Below are 20,002 nucleotides of genomic sequence, written 5' to 3' on the forward strand. Positions count from 1 at the left end.
GGCGTATGTTTTGAAAGGAGAGGTGTTTGTGCAGTTTAAAAAAATCGCAGCAGCAGCATTATTGGCTGCCTCTTTTTCGCAAACAGGGAGTACAGTGTTTGCTGAATCGAAAGCGCATGAAACAGAAAGACTTCCGGCCAGGGAACATCAATCATTGGTAAGGGGATTACCTGAGCAGATGCCACGGTTCAAATTTGATTCAGGTTACTCTTTTGAATATCCTGATGCTGTCAGGGGAATCTATGTAACCGGGAATTCAGCTGGAGGAGAGAGGCTTAATAGTCTTACCAAGCTTGTTGATGAGACTGATCTAAACGCAATGGTCATTGATATAAAGGAAGACCATGGATATCTTACATATAAACCAAATGAGGATTCTCCTTTTCAGGATATCGGAAAGCCCTATATTAAGGATCCTCAAAAACTATTAAAGACCCTTGAAGAGAAACAAATTTACCCTATCGCAAGGGTAGTAGTTTTCAAAGATACAGCTCTGGCAAATAAAAAGCCTGAATGGTCTTTCAAAGATGGAAATCAAGTGTGGAAAAACGGAAGGGGCGAGTCGTTTGTCAATCCATTCGTGAAAGATGTTTGGGATTATAATGTTCAAATTGCCATTGAGGCAGCTAAAATGGGATTCCAGGAAATCCAGTTCGATTATGTCCGCTTCCCAGAGGGATTTGAAAAGAGAGATACTGAACTTCAATATTCGATGGGTGATTATAAGGATGTTGAAATGGATAATGTACAAAAAAGGGTTAAAGCAGTAACTGATTTTGTGGCGTACGCTCGGAAAGAACTAAAACCATATGATGTCAAAGTATCAGTCGATATCTTTGGTTATACTGCCACTCTCCCGGAAGCTCCGGGAATAGGACAAAACTTCTCGAAAATCTCCGAGAATGTTGACGTCATTTCCTCAATGATTTATCCAAGTCATTGGACATCTTATTTTGGAATCGCCAAGCCTGACACTGAGCCGTATCGTCTCGTTCAGGAATATGCAAAATTAGAAAAGAAAAAACTTGCGGAATTAAAGAGTCCGCCTGTATCCCGTCCTTGGCTGCAGGATTTCACCGCATCATGGTTAGGCAGTGGGAATTACCTTGTATATGGAAAGAAGGAAGTCGAAGATCAAATCAGGGCATTGAAGGATCAGGGAATTAACGAATATTTATTATGGAATGCAAGCAATAGATACTCGCCCAATGTTGATTACACACCTTAAGCTCAACTAAAAAAGCCTGTAATGACTGGATCAATCATTACAGGCTTTTTCATATCATTAGATTATCAGTACGAAAGTACGTTATAATTACAAAGGGGATATGGATTACTTCTTGCTGCCGCCGACATTTTTCCAGCCAGTTTGCAGACTTGTTGATTGATCAACGAATTCATTTCTTTTATTTCCACTAAAAAATCTGGTTCCTACTCCATTGGTAATGACACCAATTGTCGCGGTGATACCCACAATCAGTAAAGCAACGATAGTTAAATCCATTATGTAACCGCCCATGATAAACCTCCACCTTTTTTTTCACAAAGTAATGACCGTGATTTTGTGATAAATATAATTCATGATCCCCGTACATCTTTATTTTAAAAGAATTGTTCGTGTATTAAAAGAACTTTATAAAGAAAAAATAATACAAGTAGTTAGATCATGGTTATATAAGAAAAGCTGGGTGCTTATCGGGATGGAATAAAATCAAAAAGGAGATAAGCAATGCATTGGTATGAAAAATTAAATCAGTATTTCCCAATCGAGGAAATGAAATCAAAAGAGCATATGGAAACACTTCTAAAGGAAAGACCAGAGATTTACCATAAGGATGAAGGCCCTGGCCATGTTCTCATGTATGTAGAGACAGACGATTTTGTCTTCATTGATTACCTCTTCGTTTCGAAGACGACTCGAGGGCAGGGACTCGGCCACAAATTGATCGAGAAGCTGAAGGAAAAGGGCAAGCCAATTATCCTTGAGGTTGAACCAGTTAATTATGAGGATACAGATACTGAAAAACGCCTTCGTTTTTATAAGCGGGAAGGCTTCGAGCATGCCAGGACAGTTGGGTACAGACGCCGGTCGCTCGCTACGAAAGAAATCAATGAAATGGAAATCCTTTATTGGTCGCCGGATGAAGCATCAGAGGATTTGGTTTATGAGGCAATGAAGAAAACCTACAATATGATCCATACTTATAAAGACAAAAAGTTTTATGGTGCATCATATCAGCCAGTTGAAGAAGTCCTGACTGTTGAAGACAAACGGGATGATTTACTGCAAGACATCTAATTCACAAACGCAACCAGGGTTTTTACTTGGTTGCGTTTTCATTTTTGTATAATCAAATGAGAATAAAACTTTTTTGAAAAAGCAGGTTTAAGCCTGGTGAGACCGGGTAAATATAATTAAATTACCAAAATGAAAGCCAGACGGACATAACTGGCATGAATTGTACGAATATTTATATAGATTGTACGTAGAAGGTGATGAAAAAATATAATTTCATTGAAACTTTTTTCTATTTCGTTCGTTATATATAGAGAAGAGTAAAAATAACCTTACATAACTACCCGGAATAATTTATCAAAAGGGATACCTTTTATTAAATCCTTGGTGTATAATAAACAATATGAATTATAAAATTAAACTTATTATTATTTAAGAAATGACAGTTCATTTGAAGCAAATAATATATAAGTAAATCTAAGGGAGTGTGAATTACCAATGGTCACTTTATACACTTCACCAAGTTGTACCTCATGCAGAAAGGCCAAGTCATGGCTGGAAGAACATGAAATTTCATATACTGAAAGAAACATATTCTCTGAGCCTTTATCGATTGATGAGATAAAGGAAATTCTACGTATGACCGAAGATGGAACGGATGAGATCATTTCTACTCGTTCTAAGACCTTCCAAAAGCTTGATGTGAACCTGGAAACAATGCCTTTACAGGAATTGTTTGAGGTTATCAAGGAAAACCCTGGCTTGCTTCGCCGTCCGATTATCATTGATGAAAAACGCCTGCAGGTTGGATATAATGAAGATGAAATCAGACGGTTCCTGCCGCGCAAAGTGCGTACTTTCCAATTGCGTGAGGCTCAGCGTTTAGTAAATTAAACTTAAACCTAATAAATTCATTAGAGCTCCCTATGGGGGCTTTTTATTTTTATCTAAAATAAATTTTTGTTCCTCGCCTGAACATGCAGACAAATTGAAATTCAAGCATTTTTCTGCTAAAATGTAAAGAATACTTTAAATTAGTTTGTTAAAATCCCATTTAATTTGGATAACCTGCTTGATTGGATCTAAAGGGGCGAATGCCTATCTTTTAGGCATCATATTTTGCGACTCCCTGCAGCATCTTCAACTGTAATTTTTTTCAGCCGATATCATTCATTAGCCTTTTATAAAAATGGGTGTATATTTTGTTTCCAAAATGGCTTAACATAACATAAAATAAAAGTACAAGATTGTTTATCTTTTTTACACAGTCCCTTTGTAAATCAAGGTGATTCAGACTTATTTATTAAGGGTAAATGATAAAGACCAACTGCTTTTTTGGGGGTATTTAGTCCCTTCAAATCTTTGCCTGGAAGGGAGAGAAAGCGAATGGAAATCGAACGTATTAATGAGAATACGGTTAAGTTTTATATTTCATATATGGATATAGAGGAACGCGGCTTTGACCGGGAGGAAATCTGGTATAACCGTGATCGCAGCGAAGAACTATTCTGGGAAATGATGGATGAAGTCCATGCCGAGGAAGAGTTTGCCGTTGAAGGTCCTTTATGGATCCAGGTTCAGGCACTGGAAAAGGGTCTGGAAGTTTTGGTGACAAAGGCACAGCTTTCTAAGGATGGTCCTAAGTTTGAATTGCCGCTTCCAAATGACAAGCTGAAGGATTTGCCTGTCGATGAACGAATTGAGGAACTGCTTGACCATCAATTCAATCCAAAAGGAATTGAGGATGATGATTCTGCATTCGATGATGATTTAGAATTCCTTCTTTATTTCAAGGATTTCGAAGATGTCATAGCACTTTCAAAAAGGCCGGGAATTGACAGTGTAAAAACTAGCTTGTACAGCTATGAAGATAAGTATTATTTGTACATTGAGTTTCCTGAGCAGGATTTTGAGGATGAAGAGGAAATTGACAATATACTAAGCGTCATTCTCGAGTATGGTCAAGAATCGACAGTTACGGTTCACCGTCTTGATGAATACGGTAACAAGATTATCGGAGAAGATGTATTTGGTGTCATAAGAAAACATTTTTCATGAGTGCAGGCCGATTTCAGAGATGAAATCGGCTTTTTTGATATAATCTTTTATGTATGAATCCCTTTACTTAATAGAAACGTATATATATCTAAAGCTCCTAACCATGATTACGGGAAAAAATCCAGAGAGAGAAAACAGGTGGTAACAATGAAGAACACAGTGCGGATTTTAGCGTTTTTATTAATTTTAGCAGGCATCTATTATTTGTTTTATGAAAAACTTGATACAGTTTATCTTGGATACATCAGTATTTTTATGTCTTTAACCGTGATCTTTATCAGCTTTGTGATATTCCTCGAGAATCGCCATCCAGCCCAGACACTGACCTGGATTGTCGTTCTTGGTGGATTTCCAGTAGTTGGTTTTATATTTTATTTATTATTCGGCAGGAACCATCGGAAGGAAAAAATGTTCCGCCGTAAATACTTTCTTGATAAACAGGCTTTCTCAAGGATAGAGGGGGACAGTGAGAGAGCCAACAAAGCAAGAATGCTGGAAATGGAAGAAGACCATCGCCGATTATTCAATCTTGCCCAGAAGCTGGGAAACAGCCCGATTTCATTTGCGACTTCGACACAAGTACTGACGAATGGAGATGAAACCTTTCGTCATATCCTCGAAGAATTGAAAAAGGCAACCCACCATATTCACATGGAATATTACATTGTCCGCCATGATGAGATAGGGGAGGAAATTAAAGAGGTTTTGATCAGTAAAGCAAGTAAAGGAGTAAAGGTTCGGTTTCTTTACGATTCTGTTGGATCCTGGAAGCTCTCGAAAAAGTATATTGCTGACTTGAGTGAAGCGGGGGTAGAAGTGGTTGAATTCGGGCCTGTCCGCCTGCCGTTCCTTAACAGTAAATTCAACTTTAGGAATCATAGGAAAATCATCGTCATAGATGGGACGGTCGGTTTTGTCGGAGGCCTGAATATCGGTGATGAATACCTTGGAAGGGACGAAGGCTTTGGGTTTTGGCGTGATACTCATTTAATGGCAAAAGGAGAAGCGGTACGGAGCTTGCAGCTGATTTTCCTTCAAGATTGGTATTACATGACGAACAATAGCTTTTTGACGTCGGATTATCTGTCGCCAGCTCTGCAGGCTAACACACATGGCGGGGTACAAATGATTGCAGGGGGTCCTGATAATGAATGGAGTGTCATCAAGAATATTTTCTTTTCAATGATTTCCTCTGCTGATAAGTCTGTTTGGATTGCCTCACCATACTTCATTCCTGATGAAGACATTTTCAGTGCGATAAAAGTTGCCGCCCTCAGTGGACTGGATGTCAGGCTCTTAGTGCCGAAGCGGCCAGATAAAAAAATCGTGTTCTTTGCTTCGAGGTCGTATTTTCCTGAGTTGCTCGAAGCTGGTGTGAAGATATATGAATATGAAAAAGGCTTCATGCACAGCAAGATTGTTATTGTTGATGGTCATCTCGCTTCCATCGGAACTTCGAATATGGATATGAGAAGTTTCCACCTGAATTTCGAGGTCAATGCTTTTCTTTATAAAACTAGCAGCACGGTGAAGCTTGTGAAAGAATTCGAAAACGATATTCTCGATTCAACAGAGATTGTCATGGATGACTTCAATAAACGCCATATCGGCTATAGGCTTCTGGAATCCACATCCCGGCTCCTGTCGCCGATGCTTTAACATCCCGGATCAAGTGTCCGGGTTTTTCTTTTTTGTGAACGTTTTATAAACCTTTTATATTTTAAAAAGGTATTTCCTAAGTTGCAGAGAATATTTCACAGTGGAAGGAGGCGCAAAGAATGTGCTAGTAGCAAACATGAGCAATGGTAAAAGATTATCACTGGGAGAAAAGTGGAATAAGAGTGATTTAATAGGAATCCGTTCACGGGAGAAGTTTCACTGTCCGGAGTGCGGTGAAGAAGTGGTCATGAAGTTAGGAAGCAAGAAGAGCTGGCATTTTTCACATTTGGCAGGTGGCAGCTGCCAGTATGAGTATGATCGAGAATCAGATTATCATCGATCAGGGAAGCTAATGCTTTATGATTGGCTGAAAAAGCAGGGAATCCAAGCTGAATTAGAGAGCTATGATCCACTGATGAAGCAAAAACCGGATGTTGCTTTTAAATTACAGAGTCAAAAATATGCGATTGAATTCCAATGTTCAGTCATATCTGCTGAGATATTTGAAAAGAGAACGAAAACGTATCTTGATCATGGTGTAATCCCGATTTGGATTGCTGCCGAAACACTGGTTAAACGGAAGACGAAGAATGTTGTGTCATTGAATAACTTCCTCTACCTCTTCATTCGTCGGCATCGGCACAGTTGGAATATCCCCGCTTTTTGCCCGATTTCTGGACAATTCATCAACCTTCATGGTGCTATTCCAATTTCCGCAAGAAAAACCATCACTAATCTTGAAGTAAAGTCTCTTAATCAATTTTCAATTCAGCACCTCATTAGTCCCGCTGCAGGAAAGTTTCCCTTTATGAAAATCTGGCTAAACGAGAATCAAAAGTTGAAATCACAGTATCTGCGATCGCCTGGCGCAAGGCAAAACCGATTTTTAAAAGAGTTGTACCGTAACCGTTTAAGCCTTCTCTCTCTCCCTCCTGTTTTCGGTCTTCCTGTACACTCAAGCCCCTATATTGAAACTCCATCCTTCATTTGGCAAACCTATCTCTACCTCGATGTTTTTCGTAATTTTAAAAAAGGGGATATCATATATTATGCGAGCATTCGAGAGGCTTTTGCCAATCGGGTTAAAAGAAGGGATATCAAACTCAGACTGCTGCCAGCTGCCGGCCAAAGGGATGCCTGGTATACGCTTGCAGAATATGTTTTTCTGTTAACCAAGCTATCGTATCTGGATAAGATTGACTCTGGTACCGTGCAGGTGGTAAAGGAATTTGTGATTGCTAACTCTATCGAGGAGCAACTGGAGGCTGATGCGGAGTTTTTTGCTGAACATCAAAATAAAATTGCCCAATTGCTTTTTAACCTAACATGAAAATGGAAAAGGTGGCGTAAAATAAGGAAGTTAAGAATGGGTATATTAATATGAAAAATTTTTCTTCTCCTTCGATTTATTGAAGGAATTAAGAATCCATTAGCGAATATGTTACTAGAAAAGTTTTTCGAATTCCGAAATTGTTGTAAGGAGGATCCATATGTCAAATGAATCTGCAGTAAAGAAATTGCCAGTAAGGGACGAGGTTGCCACAGAGAATACGTGGAGACTTGAGGATATTTTTGCAGTTGATGAGCAATGGGAACAAGAATTCAATGAAGTAAAGGGCTTGATTCCTTCTGTCCAGGAGTATCAGGGCAAGCTAGGCGAAAGCGCGGACCAACTATATAATGCACTACAGTTGCAGGATAAATTGCTTGAGCGTCTAGGAAGACTTTATACATACGCGCATATGCGCTATGACCAGGATACAACCAATTCCTTTTATCAAGGTATGGATGACCGTATCAAGAATCTATATTCTCAAGCAGCAAGCGAGCTTGCCTTCATCGTACCTGAAATCCTCGCTGTTGATGAAGAGAAGATCAAGGGCTTTTTAAATGAAAAAGAAGAATTGAAGCTGTATGAGCATGCATTGGAGGAAATCAACCTTCAGCGCCCGCATGTCCTTTCAGCTGAAGAGGAAGCACTTCTGGCTCAGGCCTCAGAAGTGATGAGTTCACCTTCAAATACATTTGGAATGCTGAACAATGCCGATCTCGAATTTCCTTCCATCAAGGATGAGAACGGAGAAGATGTGGAAATCACGCACGGCCGTTATATCAGGTTCCTGGAAAGCGAGGATCGCAGGGTTCGTGAGGATGCTTTCAAGGCTGTGTATAAAACATATGGCAGCTTCAAGAATACTTTTGCCAGCACATTGAGCGGCAATATCAAAAAGGATAACTTCAATGCAAGAATCCGCAAATATGACTCTGCGAGGCATGCTGCGCTTGCTGCGAACAATATTCCTGAAAGTGTCTATGAAAATCTTGTGAATACGGTGAATGACAATCTGCACCTGCTTCACAGATATGTAAAGCTCCGCAGGAAGGTACTAGGTTTGGAGAAGCTTCATATGTATGACCTGTACACACCGCTTGTTAAGGATGTTAAAATGGAGATTCCTTATGGAGAAGCAAAGGAATATGTCCTAAAAGGTTTAGAACCTCTTGGCGATGAATATAACAATATCCTTAAGGAAGGATTCGAAAACCGCTGGGTGGATGTGTATGAGAACAAAGGGAAACGCAGCGGCGCCTATTCTTCTGGTGCATATGGCACAAATCCATATATCCTGATGAACTGGCAGGACAATGTAAATAATTTGTTTACGCTGGCTCATGAGTTCGGCCATTCCGTACACAGCTACTACACAAGAAAAACCCAGCCATATCCTTACGGCAACTACTCTATTTTCGTCGCTGAAGTGGCGTCAACTTGCAATGAAGCGTTATTGAATGACTATATGCTTAAAACCATCGATGATGAGCAGAAGCGTCTGTATCTATTGAATCATTACCTCGAAGGCTTCCGTGGAACAGTATTCAGACAGACCATGTTTGCTGAATTTGAACATATGATCCACCAAAAAGCCCAGAATAACGAGGCACTGACAGCTGATTCTCTGACAAAGGACTACTACGAGCTAAACAAAAAGTACTTTGGTGAAGAGGACATCATCATTGATGAAGAAATCGGTCTTGAATGGTCAAGAATCCCGCATTTCTACTACAATTACTATGTTTATCAGTATGCGACTGGTTTCAGTGCAGCAACAGCGCTGAGCAAACAAATCCTTGAAGAAGGCCAGCCTGCTGTTGACCGCTATATTGACTTCCTGAAATCTGGCAGCTCGGATTACCCAATCGAAGTATTGAAAAAGGCAGGAGTCGATATGACAAGTGCAAAACCAATAGAGGAAGCATTGAAAGTCTTTGAAGAAAAGCTAAACGAAATGGAAGCATTGCTTTCATAACAAAACGAAACCGGCCGCAAAGTTCATTGCGGCCGGTTTTTAAAGTTTTTAGGTAGAAAATAAAGATCCTGCTGATATTAGCACGTAAATCAAGGAAACAAATTTAAAACCCTTTGAACTTTTTACGGTTATTTAAATATATCAGTAAAATAAATAGTGCCAGAAAAAGGATAGGGGAAGTAAGATACAGGGGTAAGAGATGCATCAATCCTAATAGATTAAGTATAAATGAAAAAAGTAAGAAAAGTGCCATAAGGGAAAGTCCCAGTTTATCCAATTTAATCACTCCGAATCACTTTATATATCATTTATATGCTTGCGTCCAGGCATTCATGAATTGGATTTGACAATATTGTGAAATAACACACAAGGATATTGTGAAAAGGAGCATAGATATGATATATTTATGGCGTGAAGTTGATCACAAGCAAACATTTACCCCTTTGTTTGACCGTGAAAAATTTCTCCCATCCCCTTTGTTCGTATAAAATAGAGAAAAGGCCTTGCAGTTGGAGAGCTGCAAGGCCTTTTCTGTTTTATCTGAATGTTGATTTCACAGTGATTCCAAAATTAACGGAAAAGTTCCGCTTAATTTGGAATCACTCCTTATTTTCGTAAAAATAAGAGGCGTTTTTCCGGTTATACAATTAAAATCGTGGAAATTTGGCTTATTTTATGCAGTTAATCGGAATATCTCCGTCTATTACTGCCCCAAAAGCGACCTCTATAGACAATAGAAGGAAATTCTCCGCTAATGAATTTTCATACATTACATGAAAATGATCACGGAGCCTATAAAAAAACCGTGCAAATGCACGGTCATCCTTCATGATATCGCCAGAACACCCCGTATTTAGCAGGGATTTGTTCGACTCTTTGTTTTAGCATTAATTTCTTCAATTCCTTCTCGGCCTGTTGGACAGTCATGTCATAGACAACAGCAACTTCCTTCGAGGCGACCATCTTGTATTGCTTCAGGAATTGTTCCAGCAACGGGGGCTGTGCAGGCTCTGGCTTTTCCTGCAGCATTTCCTCAAGAATCTGCACATACACCTCATATGGGTAGAGACCGGTAATCTTGATGCCCTCTTCCTCGACATTAGCGTTAAAAAAGACGAAAGTCGGGATTTCCTGGACATCCATTTCATTCGTTATCTTTAAGTCACACTGAAATGCTTTTGCAGCGGATTCAGAATGAATATCTGTGACAAATTCCTCTACGTCTAAACCGACGCTCCTTGCGCAGTTTTTTAACACCTCGAAGTTAGAAACATTCTGTTTTTCAAGAAATAGGACTTCCTGAAGCTTGCGCAGGAATCCAATGCCTTTTTTTCTACCCTGAAGCTCAGCGGATTTTATTGCAATGGATGCCAAGTAAGGGGATGATACCGGATTTTCAAACCAAAGAGATCCGTCACAGGACATTCCCGTTCTGCTTGCTGTTTTCTCCCAAAGTTCCGCAATCGTTTCATAACGCTTTTTCCTGCTCATGTTCAGGGTGGCCAATTTGCCGCTTAATACATGGCGAATGGAAAAATACCTGCCATATTCGATTTGGAGCTTCTTGATAATTGGTTCCAGTGCCCAGCATTCTGGACAGAGCGGGTCGACAAACATATAAATTTCAATAGGTTTTTTATCCAGGCTATGGCAAAACTCTGATGGGTCATAGCTCAAAAGGTTTTCCCGGCTCAGTTTCATGGATGATCACCAGTTTCATCATCGTCTGGTGTATTAATCATATGCTGTGCGGTCAGGTAAAGTCTTGCATAAAAATCCTCTCTTACTGGCCCTTCAAGTCCCACTTCATCCATTGCCTCGTTCATGCAGGCGAGCCAGGCTGTCGCTCTGGTCGGCGTGATATCGAATGGCAAATGTCTTGCACGTAGCATTGGATGGCCATGTTCATTGGTGTATAAGGGAGGCCCTCCTAAATATTGAGTTAAGAACTGCTTTTGTTTTCTAGCAGTTTCTGATAAATCATCCGGGAATATAGGAGCAAGATCAGGATGCATTCCAACTCGGTGGTAAAAAGCATCGACCAGCCGGTGAAGTGTCCCTTCGCCAATGGCTTCGAATGGTAAGGTCTTATTCTCAACCATGTTGATAACTCCTTTTAAAATAGATTTTGAAATTTCATTCTGCATTGATAGTTATGCTATTTATTGTAGCAATGCTAAATTTATATCTCAAACAAATCGTCTTGAATTCTGTAAAAAGGGGTTTTTTATTGATTGCTTTACTAATTTACACAAAAAGACCGCCTGTTACCACTAACAGACGGTCTAAACTGATGGGAATATTCTCCTTTTAAAGCTTCCTTTTATCCGTAAAAGACATCCGTGACTTTCCTAACGTAGTTTTGCGTTTCTTTGAATGGAGGGATTCCGCCATATTTATCTACATTTCCGGGACCGGCATTATAGGCTGCAAGCGCCAGCTCTAGATTATTATCATATCTGTCGAGCATTTGGCGAAGGTATTTACTTCCGGCAACTATATTTTCCGCTGGATCAAATACATTTTTAACTCCAAGGCCCCTGGCTGTCGCAGGCATTAGTTGCATCAGCCCTGATGCACCAGCGTGGCTAACGGCATTTGGATTGAAATTCGATTCCTTTTGAATAACGGATTTAATGAGTTTTGCTGGAATATTGAACATAGATGCCGCTTTATCAATTATGCTGTCAAAATCAGCAGTGCTTTTGCCCGCTACTTTCGTCAGTTGTAAAGGGGGAAGCATCTGTGCAATGTTCTGTTTTGGGAGTTCGAAAGTGTTAACCGCAGTTTGCGCATTGTCAAATAATTCTTCCAGTCTTGTGGCGGTAGCACCAAGAGCATTGCTTTGATCCATGAGGATGCCAGAAAGCATATCCTGGAAAAGGCCATTTCCGGATTGGCTCGTTGGCTGGTTGAAGTTTTGAAGCGCCTGCAATTCAAGCATGACTTTTAACTGGTTAACATTCATCATGATTCTCCTGCCTGGTTCTATTCTTGTAAAAGGTTATATTTTTTTGCGTAAAATCTTTTAATTTTATTATCGGTCGGTCTGAGAGGGATTTTTAGTTCTTCCAGTAATTTGGAGAAAACTTTATATCCTTCAGACTCATTCGTCACTTCATATTCTAGCTCATAATCTTCTGTATTTAAATAGTAACTATGGTCCAAAACAAGCAATCCATCTTTATACTCCACCTCTGCACGAACGGTTGTCAGTGATCCGAAGTAGTTCAGGGAATTTGTGTCCGGCAGTAATTTCGATACTGCGTTTTTTACTTCACCTTCAGGAAGCTTACCTGAAGACAAAGCATCCTCAGCCTCACTAGCCGTCAACATCTGGTTTGTTTCCAGCAAACCCTGTTCAGCAGGCTGCTTCAATGTCATTTCAAAGCTTGATCCTTTTTCCCTGATCCTTAATGCAGAACCTTTGTCCTTCAAGGAGAATGAATTAGTATCAAAATAATGGTTAATTTGTTTTTTGAATTGCTCTGGCTCTATTTTAAAGTGTATTCTTAGTAATTGGAATTCTTCTTGAGTCAGCATGTTCTTAAATTCAATTTCGATATTCTGGCTCACATTTTTCCGCCCTTTCCAGTATGTTGTCCTTATTATCTCCTTAAATCGGGTATGCTTCAATCCTTAGTAGAAAATGGTGCGATATGATAAAATAAAAAAGATTATGGAGGTTGAAGAAATGAGCCAAAGAATTTTAATTACCGATGCAAAAATTGAAAATAATGAATTACATCTCTCTGCAAACATAGAGACTGACCTTGCGGGTGTTGTTCCGACAGGGCAAATGCTCGTCGATTCCGATCAATTATCATTTGTTTACATCGTTGATCAAGAGGATGGTTATCGATACGTCACCATTCCTGAGGATACCTGGAGTGTTATTCAGGATGGTCTCCGGGCAGGACTTGAAACCTTTTTAACGTATAAAGACGGAAAAATTAAACTGTATCGCTTCCAAAGTGAAATGGAATATTTGATTGAAAATATAACCGGAAACAGCAATTACGGAGAGGAAATGGTCGCGAAAGTGGAACAGGTATTTGCCGCACCCTCGGCTTAGGCTTTCGTGAATAGAACCGGATGAGGTGACTGAAGTGAAACACTGGGATCAATTTTTAGAACCCTATAAGCATGCTGTTGAAGAATTGAAGGTAAAGCTTAAGGGAATCAGGAGCCAGTATGAGCTCCATTCCGACCATTCCCCGATTGAATTCGTCACGGGAAGGGTAAAGCCTATTGCAAGCATCCTCGATAAAGCCCATCAAAAAGGAATATCACTTGATAAGCTTGATTCAGAAATGCAGGATATTGCCGGCCTGAGAATCATGTGTCAGTTCGTTGATGACATCAAGACGGTCGTGGAACTATTGAGAAGCCGGAATGATTTTGAGATTGTAGAAGAAAGGGATTATATATCGCATAAAAAAGCGAGCGGCTACCGCTCTTATCATGTCGTAATCCGCTATCCTGTACAGACAATCCGCGGTGAAAGAAAGATCCTGGCAGAAATCCAAATCAGGACATTGGCGATGAATTTCTGGGCGACAGTAGAACATTCGCTTAATTATAAATATAAGGGGCTTTTTCCGGAGGATATTAAAATCAGGCTGCAGCGTGCAGCAGAGGCCGCTTTCCGGCTCGATGAAGAAATGTCGACCATCAGAGGAGAAATTCAGGATGCACAAGCATTTTTTACACGAAAAAAAGAAATGCAGCAGGATGGAAAGAAATAGTTAAAATCCGAAATGCAGGGGTGTTTGATACATGAAATTTGCGATCACTTCAAAAGGGGATTCCCGGTCCAATACGTTGATGCACAAGATGAAAACGTATCTTTTGGACTTTGATCTACAATATGATGAAGACCAGCCGGATATTTGCATCTCAGTAGGAGGGGATGGCACTCTATTATATGCCTTCCACCGATACAGCAGCAGGCTGGACAAAACAGCTTTCATTGGAGTACATACCGGACACCTGGGCTTTTATGCCGACTGGGTCCCTGAAGAAATCGAAAAACTTGTCATCGCCGTGGCCAAAACGCCATACCAGGTGATCGAATACCCATTGCTCGAGGTCATCATCAGGTACCAGCATGGCGGCAGGGAAACCAGGTATTTAGCCCTGAATGAATCGACCGTCAAATCTGTTGAAGGCACCCTCGTCATGGATGTCGAAATCAGGGGCCAGCATTTTGAACGCTTCCGTGGAGACGGCTTATGCGTATCGACGCCTTCAGGAAGTACTGCATACAATAAAGCTCTGGGCGGTGCCATACTGCATCCTTCATTAAGGGCAATCCAAGTTGCGGAAATGGCCTCCATCAACAACCGTGTATTCCGGACAGTGGGGTCACCGCTGATCCTTCCTGACCACCATACCTGTACTCTTAAACCAGTTAATAGACCAGACTTCCAGGTAACGGTTGACCATTTAACACTTCTGCATAAAGACGTGAAGTCAATCCAATTCCGCGTTGCCGATGAAAAAATCCGCTTCGCCCGATTCCGCCCGTTTCCATTCTGGAAAAGGGTGCATGATTCCTTTATCTCTGACAGTGATTAAGAGCGGCTGGCGATATGGATCTTATTGGACAAGGGGAAGAATCTCCAAAATGTCTAAGAAGAGTTTTTTATAGACATTTCCAGGCTGGTGAGCACCCAAAATGTCTAAGAACTAGGGTTTTATGGACATTTTCAGGCTGGTGAACACCCAAAATGTCTAAGAACTAGGATTTTATGGACATTTCCAGGCTGGTGAGCACCCAAAATGTCTAAGAACCAGTGTTTTATAGACATTTCCAGGCTGGTGAGCGTCCAAAATGTCTAAGAACTAGGGTTTTATGGACATTTTCAGGCGGGTGTACGTCCAAAATGTCTAAGAACCAGTGTTTTATGGACATTTCCAGGCTGATGAGCATCCAAAATGTCTAAGAACTAGGGTTTTATAGACATTTCCAGGCTGGTGAGCGTCCAATGTCTAAAAACCACTTTCTAATTAATATCTAGAGACTGCTGAGCACCTTAAGTCTCATTTTGGACAATGGTTTCAAGCTGCATATTCAATAAAGTAAACAACTAAGTCAAGGTCTTATGAAAGTAAACGACAGGAGCCGCTGATATGGCAAAAAACTTCACACTGGAATTTACAGCTGCACAAGCTGATCAGGGGAAGATGCTAAGGGAATACCTTAAAGAGAAGGAAATTTCAAAATCTGCTCTGACAGATATCAAGTTCAAGGGTGGATTTATCTCCGTCAATGGTGACGAAGTGAATGTCCGGTACATTTTGAAAGATGCTGATAGAGTTAAAGTTGAATTCCCTCCCGAAGTTCCATCTGAAGGGATGAAGGGGGAGGAAATTCCTCTTACGATTGTTTATGAGGATGAATATTTGCTGGTGGTCAACAAGCCTCCGGGGATGAATACGATTCCTTCCAGGGAGCATCCGAATGGCAGCCTGGCGAACGCATTGATCGGATATTATAAACGTAATGGTATTTCCGCTACGACCCATATCGTCACCAGGCTGGACAGGGATACTTCCGGACTGGTCCTGATTGCGAAACATAGCCATATCCATCACTTATTCAGCAAGCAGCAGCGTTCGGGCGGTGTAAAACGCAGCTATGAAGCTTTTGCTGTCGGTGATGTTGCACAGGATGAAGGGATGATTGAAGCGCCGATCGCAAGGAAGCCAGACAGCATCATTGAACGCGAAGTTCGTCCAGATGGACAATATGCCTGTACATTGTTTAAAGTAAACAAACGATATCGAAAGTTCACTCATATGAACATCAGGCTAAAAACTGGCAGGACCCATCAAATCAGGGTCCATATGAGCTTTTTTGGCCATCCGCTTCTTGGTGATACTTTATATGGAGGCAATAAGGACTTCATTCAAAGGCAAGCCTTGCATTGCAGAGAACTTACCTTTATCCACCCACTTTTACATAAACAAATGCATTTTACTGCCAATCTTCCTACCGATATGGATAAAGTGCTGAATCAAGGCAAGTCGTGCTAATCGCGATTTGCCTTTTTACATTTCTCTCAAATATTTCATCAGATATTTCCGTGAAAAAATCAAATCATAAAGGAGTAATGAATGAAACCTGAAGGAGGAAGCATCACTTGAACATATATAAACATGGAAAAGCAATGGCAGTATCTGCTGTCATGTTATTAGGTCTTGCCGCATGCAACACCAATGATGAAGCGATGGATATGCGTGACAACAGGATGACAACACTGGGGAATAATCAGGAAAGCTATTGGGATAACGATGCAAACAGAATCAAGCAGCAAAGGCGCAGAGCAGAAATCAATTCTGCTAAAAGAAATACAAATGACAAAGGTTTTAATCAAAAAGGGCGAAATACAACAAGTGAAATCATGCAAACGCCTGATGGGTATATTACCATAGACCCGAACTCTTATAGTACGGGCATACCGAGTTCTAAATTTCCACATACACAAATGAACGGTCAAGGGAGGCTGACCTTAACAGAAGGGCAACGAGCTGACCTGGATCAAATGCTGGCTGAATTGCAGCGCCGTTCAGGTGTCGAACTCCCGCAATTGAATCGCGGAGGAATTCCAGCACCTGAACAAGGAGCAGCACCAGCACCGCAGGAAAGAGCAACTCCAGCTCCTGAACAAGGAGCAATACCTGCACCACAGGAAAGGGCGACTCCGGCACCTGAACAAGGAGCGGCACCGGCACCACAGGAAAGAGCAACTCCAGCTCCAGAACCAGAAGTAGCGCCTGCACCACAAGAAAGAGCAACTCCAGCTCCAGAACCAGAAGCAGCGCCTGCACCACAGGAAAGAGCGACTCCAGCTCCAGAACCAGAAGCAGCGCCTGCACCACAGGAAAGAACGGCCCCAGCTCCTCAAGAAGAAGCTGCCCCGGCTCCGGAGCAAAAAGCAACTCCTTCTGGTACCGAGCTCAGTGCGTTTGAAGCGAAAGTCATTGACTTGACTAACGAGCAACGCAGAAAAAATGGTTTGCAAAACCTCCAGCCAGATACGGCTCTAAGCAATGTGGCACAGGAGAAATCCAATGATATGCAGGCGAAAAATTATTTTTCACATACGAGTCCTACTTATGGATCACCGTTCGATATGATGAGGGACTTTGGTGTTTCATATAACACTGCTGGTGAGAACATCGCGATGGGCCAGCAGAGTGCAGAAGAAGTCGTGAACGCATGGATGAACAGTGAAGGTCACAGGAAAAATATTCTGAGTCCTAACTACACGCATATTGGCGTTGGGCATACAACCCAAGGGAATTACTGGACCCAAATGTTTATTGGAAAATAAAGCAGAAAAGCTAACCATCAAGCCAAAGATGGTTAGCTTTTTCAATACCGGGTATTAGTTTATCTCCCTGAATTTTTCCGGAACAATTGGCATTGTAGAGGGAACGGATACAAGTTCCATCTCCGGATAACGCAGGGCTGTCAAGTGGCCGCCAAAAACAGCTCCTGTATCGATATTGTACGTATTATTGAGGACTCTCGGCTCTTTGACCGGTGTATGTCCATAAACAATGGTTGCTTTTCCTTGATAATTCCTTGCCCAATCACGCCGTACAGGAGTTCCGTCCGGATTGCTTTGCCCCGTGATATCACCATAAAGGACAAATGTTTTTACTTTTAAATTGCTTTTCCCTATGTAATCTTCCCGAATCCCCGCGTGGGCAATCACAAGTCGCCCCTGGTCGAGGACATAGTATAAAGGTGCAGAATCGTATAAATCAAGGAATTTTTCGCGGAACTCATTTCGCTGCTCTGAATTCAACGACATAAACTCCGAAACAGTAGTCTCAAGACCATGTGTCGTCTGGACTTTATTTCCTAACAAGTAGCGGTACAATTTATTGCAATGGTTCCCGGGAACATAGAAAGCGGATTGTTTACCTACCACTAACTCCCAAACCAGTTTGGCTGTTTTTAAGGATTCTGGTCCGCGGTCAGTCAGATCACCGACAAAAGCAAGGTGCCGGCCATCGGGATGAACTGGAAGACCAGTGCTCCAGTCGTATCCAAGTCTTTCGGTGAGTTTTTCAAACTCAACATAACAGCCATGGATATCGCCTATAATATCGAGGTTCATATGGAATTCCTCCTTGATTGTTGGTTTTCACAGTCTGAAAAAAGACAATTTTACTTCAAAAAAGGGAATGTTAAAAGGAAAGGCCAGGTTCAATAAGCTGGCATATAAAATATGTTGCCCAATTAATTTTAATTGAAAAAGAGTAGATAAAAGACAAAGATTTTAATAAATGCTAGTATAATGAAATGTACATAAAGGAAAGGGGGTAAGGTGTATGTCTGAAGAACGTCAAGAATCAGCATCTAGGCAGCAAATCAATACTGAGCTGCTGATGGAAGCACTTTACTCTGAGAAAATTGATGATTTCCGTGCGGAATTTTTAGACTTGCATCCATATAACCAGGCCGAATTTTTCAGTGAGCTTGATGATGAGGATCGGGCCAAGGTCTATAACTTCCTATCACCAGAAGAGATGGCTGACCTTTTCGAGAACCTGGAAGCGGATGAAGAAGACTTCAAAGATGTATTGGCCCAGATGAATCCTAATTATGCTGCCGACATGCTGTCAAACATGTATGCCGATGACGCGGTAGATGTCCTGAATGAACTGGATAAAGACCAGGTTGCCAGTTATTTGACGATCATGGACGAAGAAGCAGCACAGGAAATCAAGGACTTGCTGCATTATGAAGAATACACTGCCGGAAGTATCATGACAACGGAATTCATTGCGATATCTGCCAACCAGACGGTGAGATCAGCAATGTATATCCTGAAAAAAGAAGCTCCGCAGGCTGAAACGATTTATTACATATTTGTCGTTGATGAAGATAAAAGGCTGGCAGGTGTTATCTCTTTGAGAGACCTGATTGTGGCGGATGATGAAACAATGATTGCTGAGGTCATGAATGATCGAGTTGTATCTGTTTCTGTTGGAGAAGATCAGGAGGAAGTTGCCCGGATGATGAGGGATTACAATTTCCTTGCTCTTCCTGTCGTGGATTTCCAAAATCACCTTCTCGGAATTATCACGGTCGATGACATCATGGACGTTATGGAAGAAGAGGCTTCTGATGATTACTCCAAGCTGGCAGGTATTGCGGATCTTGATACGGTTGACCGGAATCCGTTAGCTGCCGCCAAGAAGCGTCTGCCATGGCTGATCATCTTGCTCTTTTTGGGCATGTTCACGGCAAGCCTGATTGGTAGGTTTGAGGATACATTGGATAAGGTAGCTATTTTGGCAGTTTTCATTCCACTCATTGCCGGAATGGCAGGTAATACTGGTACCCAGGCACTGGCCGTAGCTGTCAGAGGAATCGCAACTGGGGACCTTGATAAAGAGAGCAAATGGAACATTATCTTGAGAGAAGCGGGAACTGGATTTATAACTGGTGCAGTTTGCGGTATCCTGATCACATTCGTTGTCTACTTCTGGAAAGGTGAACTATTCCTCGGGGCCCTTGTAGGCATTTCTATTTTTATTACACTAATCATTGCCACACTTGCGGGGTCACTTGTGCCCTTGCTGATGCACCGGCTTAAGATTGACCCGGCTGTGGCATCAGGACCCTTCATAACTACTATTAATGACATTATCAGCATCTTGATCTATTTTGGAATTGCTACGGCTTTCATGAGCTATCTTACTAAATAAAGGAGGG

The 20,002-nt window shown here is 41.3% G+C and carries 19 protein-coding genes; 13 read left to right on the forward strand and 6 right to left on the reverse strand.

The genetic code is table 11. From position 1 onward, the window contains the following. Positions 1–28 precede the first annotated feature (28 nt). Positions 29–1,228, forward strand: coding sequence for a putative glycoside hydrolase (locus RH061_RS06575; protein ID WP_311074785.1), 1,200 nt, complete (start codon positions 29–31; stop codon positions 1,226–1,228). A gap of 105 nt (positions 1,229–1,333) precedes the next feature. Here the strand turns inward: RH061_RS06575 and RH061_RS06580 are convergent, their stop codons facing one another. Then, positions 1,334–1,519, reverse strand: coding sequence for a hypothetical protein (locus RH061_RS06580; RefSeq protein ID WP_041968165.1), 186 nt, complete (start codon positions 1,517–1,519; stop codon positions 1,334–1,336). A gap of 210 nt (positions 1,520–1,729) precedes the next feature. Here RH061_RS06580 and RH061_RS06585 point away from each other — a divergent pair, with 210 nt between their 5' ends. The 6 genes from RH061_RS06585 to pepF all read left to right on the forward strand — a co-directional run bounded on the left by RH061_RS06585 (position 1,730) and on the right by pepF (position 9,261). Continuing rightward, positions 1,730–2,299 carry a GNAT family N-acetyltransferase gene (locus RH061_RS06585; protein ID WP_311074787.1) on the forward strand — a complete coding sequence of 190 codons (570 nt, stop codon included), beginning with the start codon at positions 1,730–1,732 and terminating at the stop codon, positions 2,297–2,299. 435 nt (positions 2,300–2,734) lie between these two features. Further along, positions 2,735–3,130, forward strand: a complete 396-nt coding sequence (gene spxA, locus RH061_RS06590; protein WP_167833817.1) for a transcriptional regulator SpxA — start codon at positions 2,735–2,737, stop codon at positions 3,128–3,130. 492 nt (positions 3,131–3,622) lie between these two features. Next, positions 3,623–4,294: an adaptor protein MecA gene (gene mecA, locus RH061_RS06595; RefSeq protein ID WP_311074790.1), complete on the forward strand. Its 672-nt coding sequence runs from the start codon at positions 3,623–3,625 to the stop codon at positions 4,292–4,294. 147 nt (positions 4,295–4,441) lie between these two features. Further along, a complete protein-coding gene (gene cls / locus RH061_RS06600; RefSeq protein ID WP_311074791.1) occupies positions 4,442–5,953 on the forward strand; it encodes a cardiolipin synthase in 1,512 nt (503 codons plus the stop codon). Between the two features lie 121 nt (positions 5,954–6,074). Beyond that, complete coding sequence (locus RH061_RS06605; protein WP_311074793.1) at positions 6,075–7,283, forward strand: competence protein CoiA; 1,209 nt, start codon at positions 6,075–6,077, stop codon at positions 7,281–7,283. Between the two features lie 160 nt (positions 7,284–7,443). Beyond that, positions 7,444–9,261: an oligoendopeptidase F gene (gene pepF / locus RH061_RS06610; protein ID WP_311074795.1), complete on the forward strand. Its 1,818-nt coding sequence runs from the start codon at positions 7,444–7,446 to the stop codon at positions 9,259–9,261. 819 nt (positions 9,262–10,080) lie between these two features. On the opposite strand, the gene RH061_RS06615 is transcribed toward pepF, so the two are convergent. From RH061_RS06615 to RH061_RS06630, 4 genes are all read right to left on the reverse strand, one after another. Then, positions 10,081–10,962: a ClpXP adapter SpxH family protein gene (locus tag RH061_RS06615; protein ID WP_311074797.1), complete on the reverse strand. Its 882-nt coding sequence runs from the start codon at positions 10,960–10,962 to the stop codon at positions 10,081–10,083. Then, positions 10,959–11,363 carry a globin domain-containing protein gene (locus tag RH061_RS06620; RefSeq protein ID WP_311074799.1) on the reverse strand — a complete coding sequence of 135 codons (405 nt, stop codon included), beginning with the start codon at positions 11,361–11,363 and terminating at the stop codon, positions 10,959–10,961. Before RH061_RS06620 ends, RH061_RS06615 begins: the two co-directional genes overlap by 4 nt. Positions 11,364–11,584: 221 nt before the next feature. Further along, on the reverse strand, positions 11,585–12,229 hold the full coding sequence (locus RH061_RS06625; protein WP_311076308.1) for a lytic transglycosylase domain-containing protein: 645 nt from the start codon (positions 12,227–12,229) through the stop codon (positions 11,585–11,587). A gap of 20 nt (positions 12,230–12,249) precedes the next feature. Further along, positions 12,250–12,837 carry a CYTH domain-containing protein gene (locus tag RH061_RS06630; protein ID WP_311074800.1) on the reverse strand — a complete coding sequence of 196 codons (588 nt, stop codon included), beginning with the start codon at positions 12,835–12,837 and terminating at the stop codon, positions 12,250–12,252. Positions 12,838–12,955: 118 nt separating this feature from the next. Here RH061_RS06630 and RH061_RS06635 point away from each other — a divergent pair, with 118 nt between their 5' ends. The 5 genes from RH061_RS06635 (at position 12,956) to RH061_RS06655 (ending at position 17,603) form a co-directional block, all read left to right on the forward strand. Next, on the forward strand, positions 12,956–13,336 hold the full coding sequence (locus RH061_RS06635) for a UPF0738 family protein (RefSeq protein WP_311074801.1): 381 nt from the start codon (positions 12,956–12,958) through the stop codon (positions 13,334–13,336). 34 nt (positions 13,337–13,370) lie between these two features. Continuing rightward, positions 13,371–14,009, forward strand: a complete 639-nt coding sequence (gene yjbM / locus RH061_RS06640; protein ID WP_311074802.1) for a GTP diphosphokinase — start codon at positions 13,371–13,373, stop codon at positions 14,007–14,009. Positions 14,010–14,040: 31 nt separating this feature from the next. After that, complete coding sequence (locus tag RH061_RS06645; protein ID WP_167833807.1) at positions 14,041–14,841, forward strand: NAD kinase; 801 nt, start codon at positions 14,041–14,043, stop codon at positions 14,839–14,841. 555 nt (positions 14,842–15,396) lie between these two features. Next, positions 15,397–16,302: an RluA family pseudouridine synthase gene (locus tag RH061_RS06650; protein WP_311074804.1), complete on the forward strand. Its 906-nt coding sequence runs from the start codon at positions 15,397–15,399 to the stop codon at positions 16,300–16,302. A 107-nt stretch (positions 16,303–16,409) separates the two neighbouring features. After that, positions 16,410–17,603 carry a CAP domain-containing protein gene (locus RH061_RS06655; RefSeq protein WP_311074805.1) on the forward strand — a complete coding sequence of 398 codons (1,194 nt, stop codon included), beginning with the start codon at positions 16,410–16,412 and terminating at the stop codon, positions 17,601–17,603. Positions 17,604–17,657: 54 nt separating this feature from the next. On the opposite strand, the gene prpE is transcribed toward RH061_RS06655, so the two are convergent. Next, complete coding sequence (gene prpE / locus RH061_RS06660) at positions 17,658–18,398, reverse strand: bis(5'-nucleosyl)-tetraphosphatase PrpE (protein WP_311074807.1); 741 nt, start codon at positions 18,396–18,398, stop codon at positions 17,658–17,660. A 271-nt stretch (positions 18,399–18,669) separates the two neighbouring features. On the opposite strand from prpE, the gene mgtE reads away from it, so the two are divergent. Then, positions 18,670–19,995: a magnesium transporter gene (mgtE, locus tag RH061_RS06665; RefSeq protein ID WP_311076310.1), complete on the forward strand. Its 1,326-nt coding sequence runs from the start codon at positions 18,670–18,672 to the stop codon at positions 19,993–19,995. Positions 19,996–20,002: the final 7 nt, after the last annotated feature.

Source organism: Mesobacillus jeotgali (assembly GCF_031759225.1).
GTDB lineage: Bacteria > Bacillota > Bacilli > Bacillales > Cytobacillaceae > Mesobacillus > Mesobacillus jeotgali_B.

Bases quoted from the DNA above. Each gene is read 5' to 3' on its own strand.
- RH061_RS06580 (WP_041968165.1), bottom strand. From the start codon at position 1,519: ATGGGCGGTTACATAATGGATTTAACTATCGTTGCTTTACTGATTGTG.
- spxA (WP_167833817.1), top strand. From the start codon at position 2,735: ATGGTCACTTTATACACTTCACCAAGTTGTACCTCATGCAGAAAGGCC.
- RH061_RS06645 (WP_167833807.1), top strand. From the start codon at position 14,041: ATGAAATTTGCGATCACTTCAAAAGGGGATTCCCGGTCCAATACGTTG.
- RH061_RS06585 (WP_311074787.1), top strand. From the start codon at position 1,730: ATGCATTGGTATGAAAAATTAAATCAGTATTTCCCAATCGAGGAAATG.
- cls (WP_311074791.1), top strand. From the start codon at position 4,442: ATGAAGAACACAGTGCGGATTTTAGCGTTTTTATTAATTTTAGCAGGC.
- mecA (WP_311074790.1), top strand. From the start codon at position 3,623: ATGGAAATCGAACGTATTAATGAGAATACGGTTAAGTTTTATATTTCA.
- RH061_RS06620 (WP_311074799.1), bottom strand. From the start codon at position 11,363: ATGGTTGAGAATAAGACCTTACCATTCGAAGCCATTGGCGAAGGGACA.
- RH061_RS06625 (WP_311076308.1), bottom strand. From the start codon at position 12,229: ATGAATGTTAACCAGTTAAAAGTCATGCTTGAATTGCAGGCGCTTCAA.
- RH061_RS06650 (WP_311074804.1), top strand. From the start codon at position 15,397: ATGGCAAAAAACTTCACACTGGAATTTACAGCTGCACAAGCTGATCAG.
- pepF (WP_311074795.1), top strand. From the start codon at position 7,444: ATGTCAAATGAATCTGCAGTAAAGAAATTGCCAGTAAGGGACGAGGTT.
- mgtE (WP_311076310.1), top strand. From the start codon at position 18,670: ATGGAAGCACTTTACTCTGAGAAAATTGATGATTTCCGTGCGGAATTT.
- prpE (WP_311074807.1), bottom strand. From the start codon at position 18,398: ATGAACCTCGATATTATAGGCGATATCCATGGCTGTTATGTTGAGTTT.
- RH061_RS06615 (WP_311074797.1), bottom strand. From the start codon at position 10,962: ATGAAACTGAGCCGGGAAAACCTTTTGAGCTATGACCCATCAGAGTTT.
- RH061_RS06635 (WP_311074801.1), top strand. From the start codon at position 12,956: ATGAGCCAAAGAATTTTAATTACCGATGCAAAAATTGAAAATAATGAA.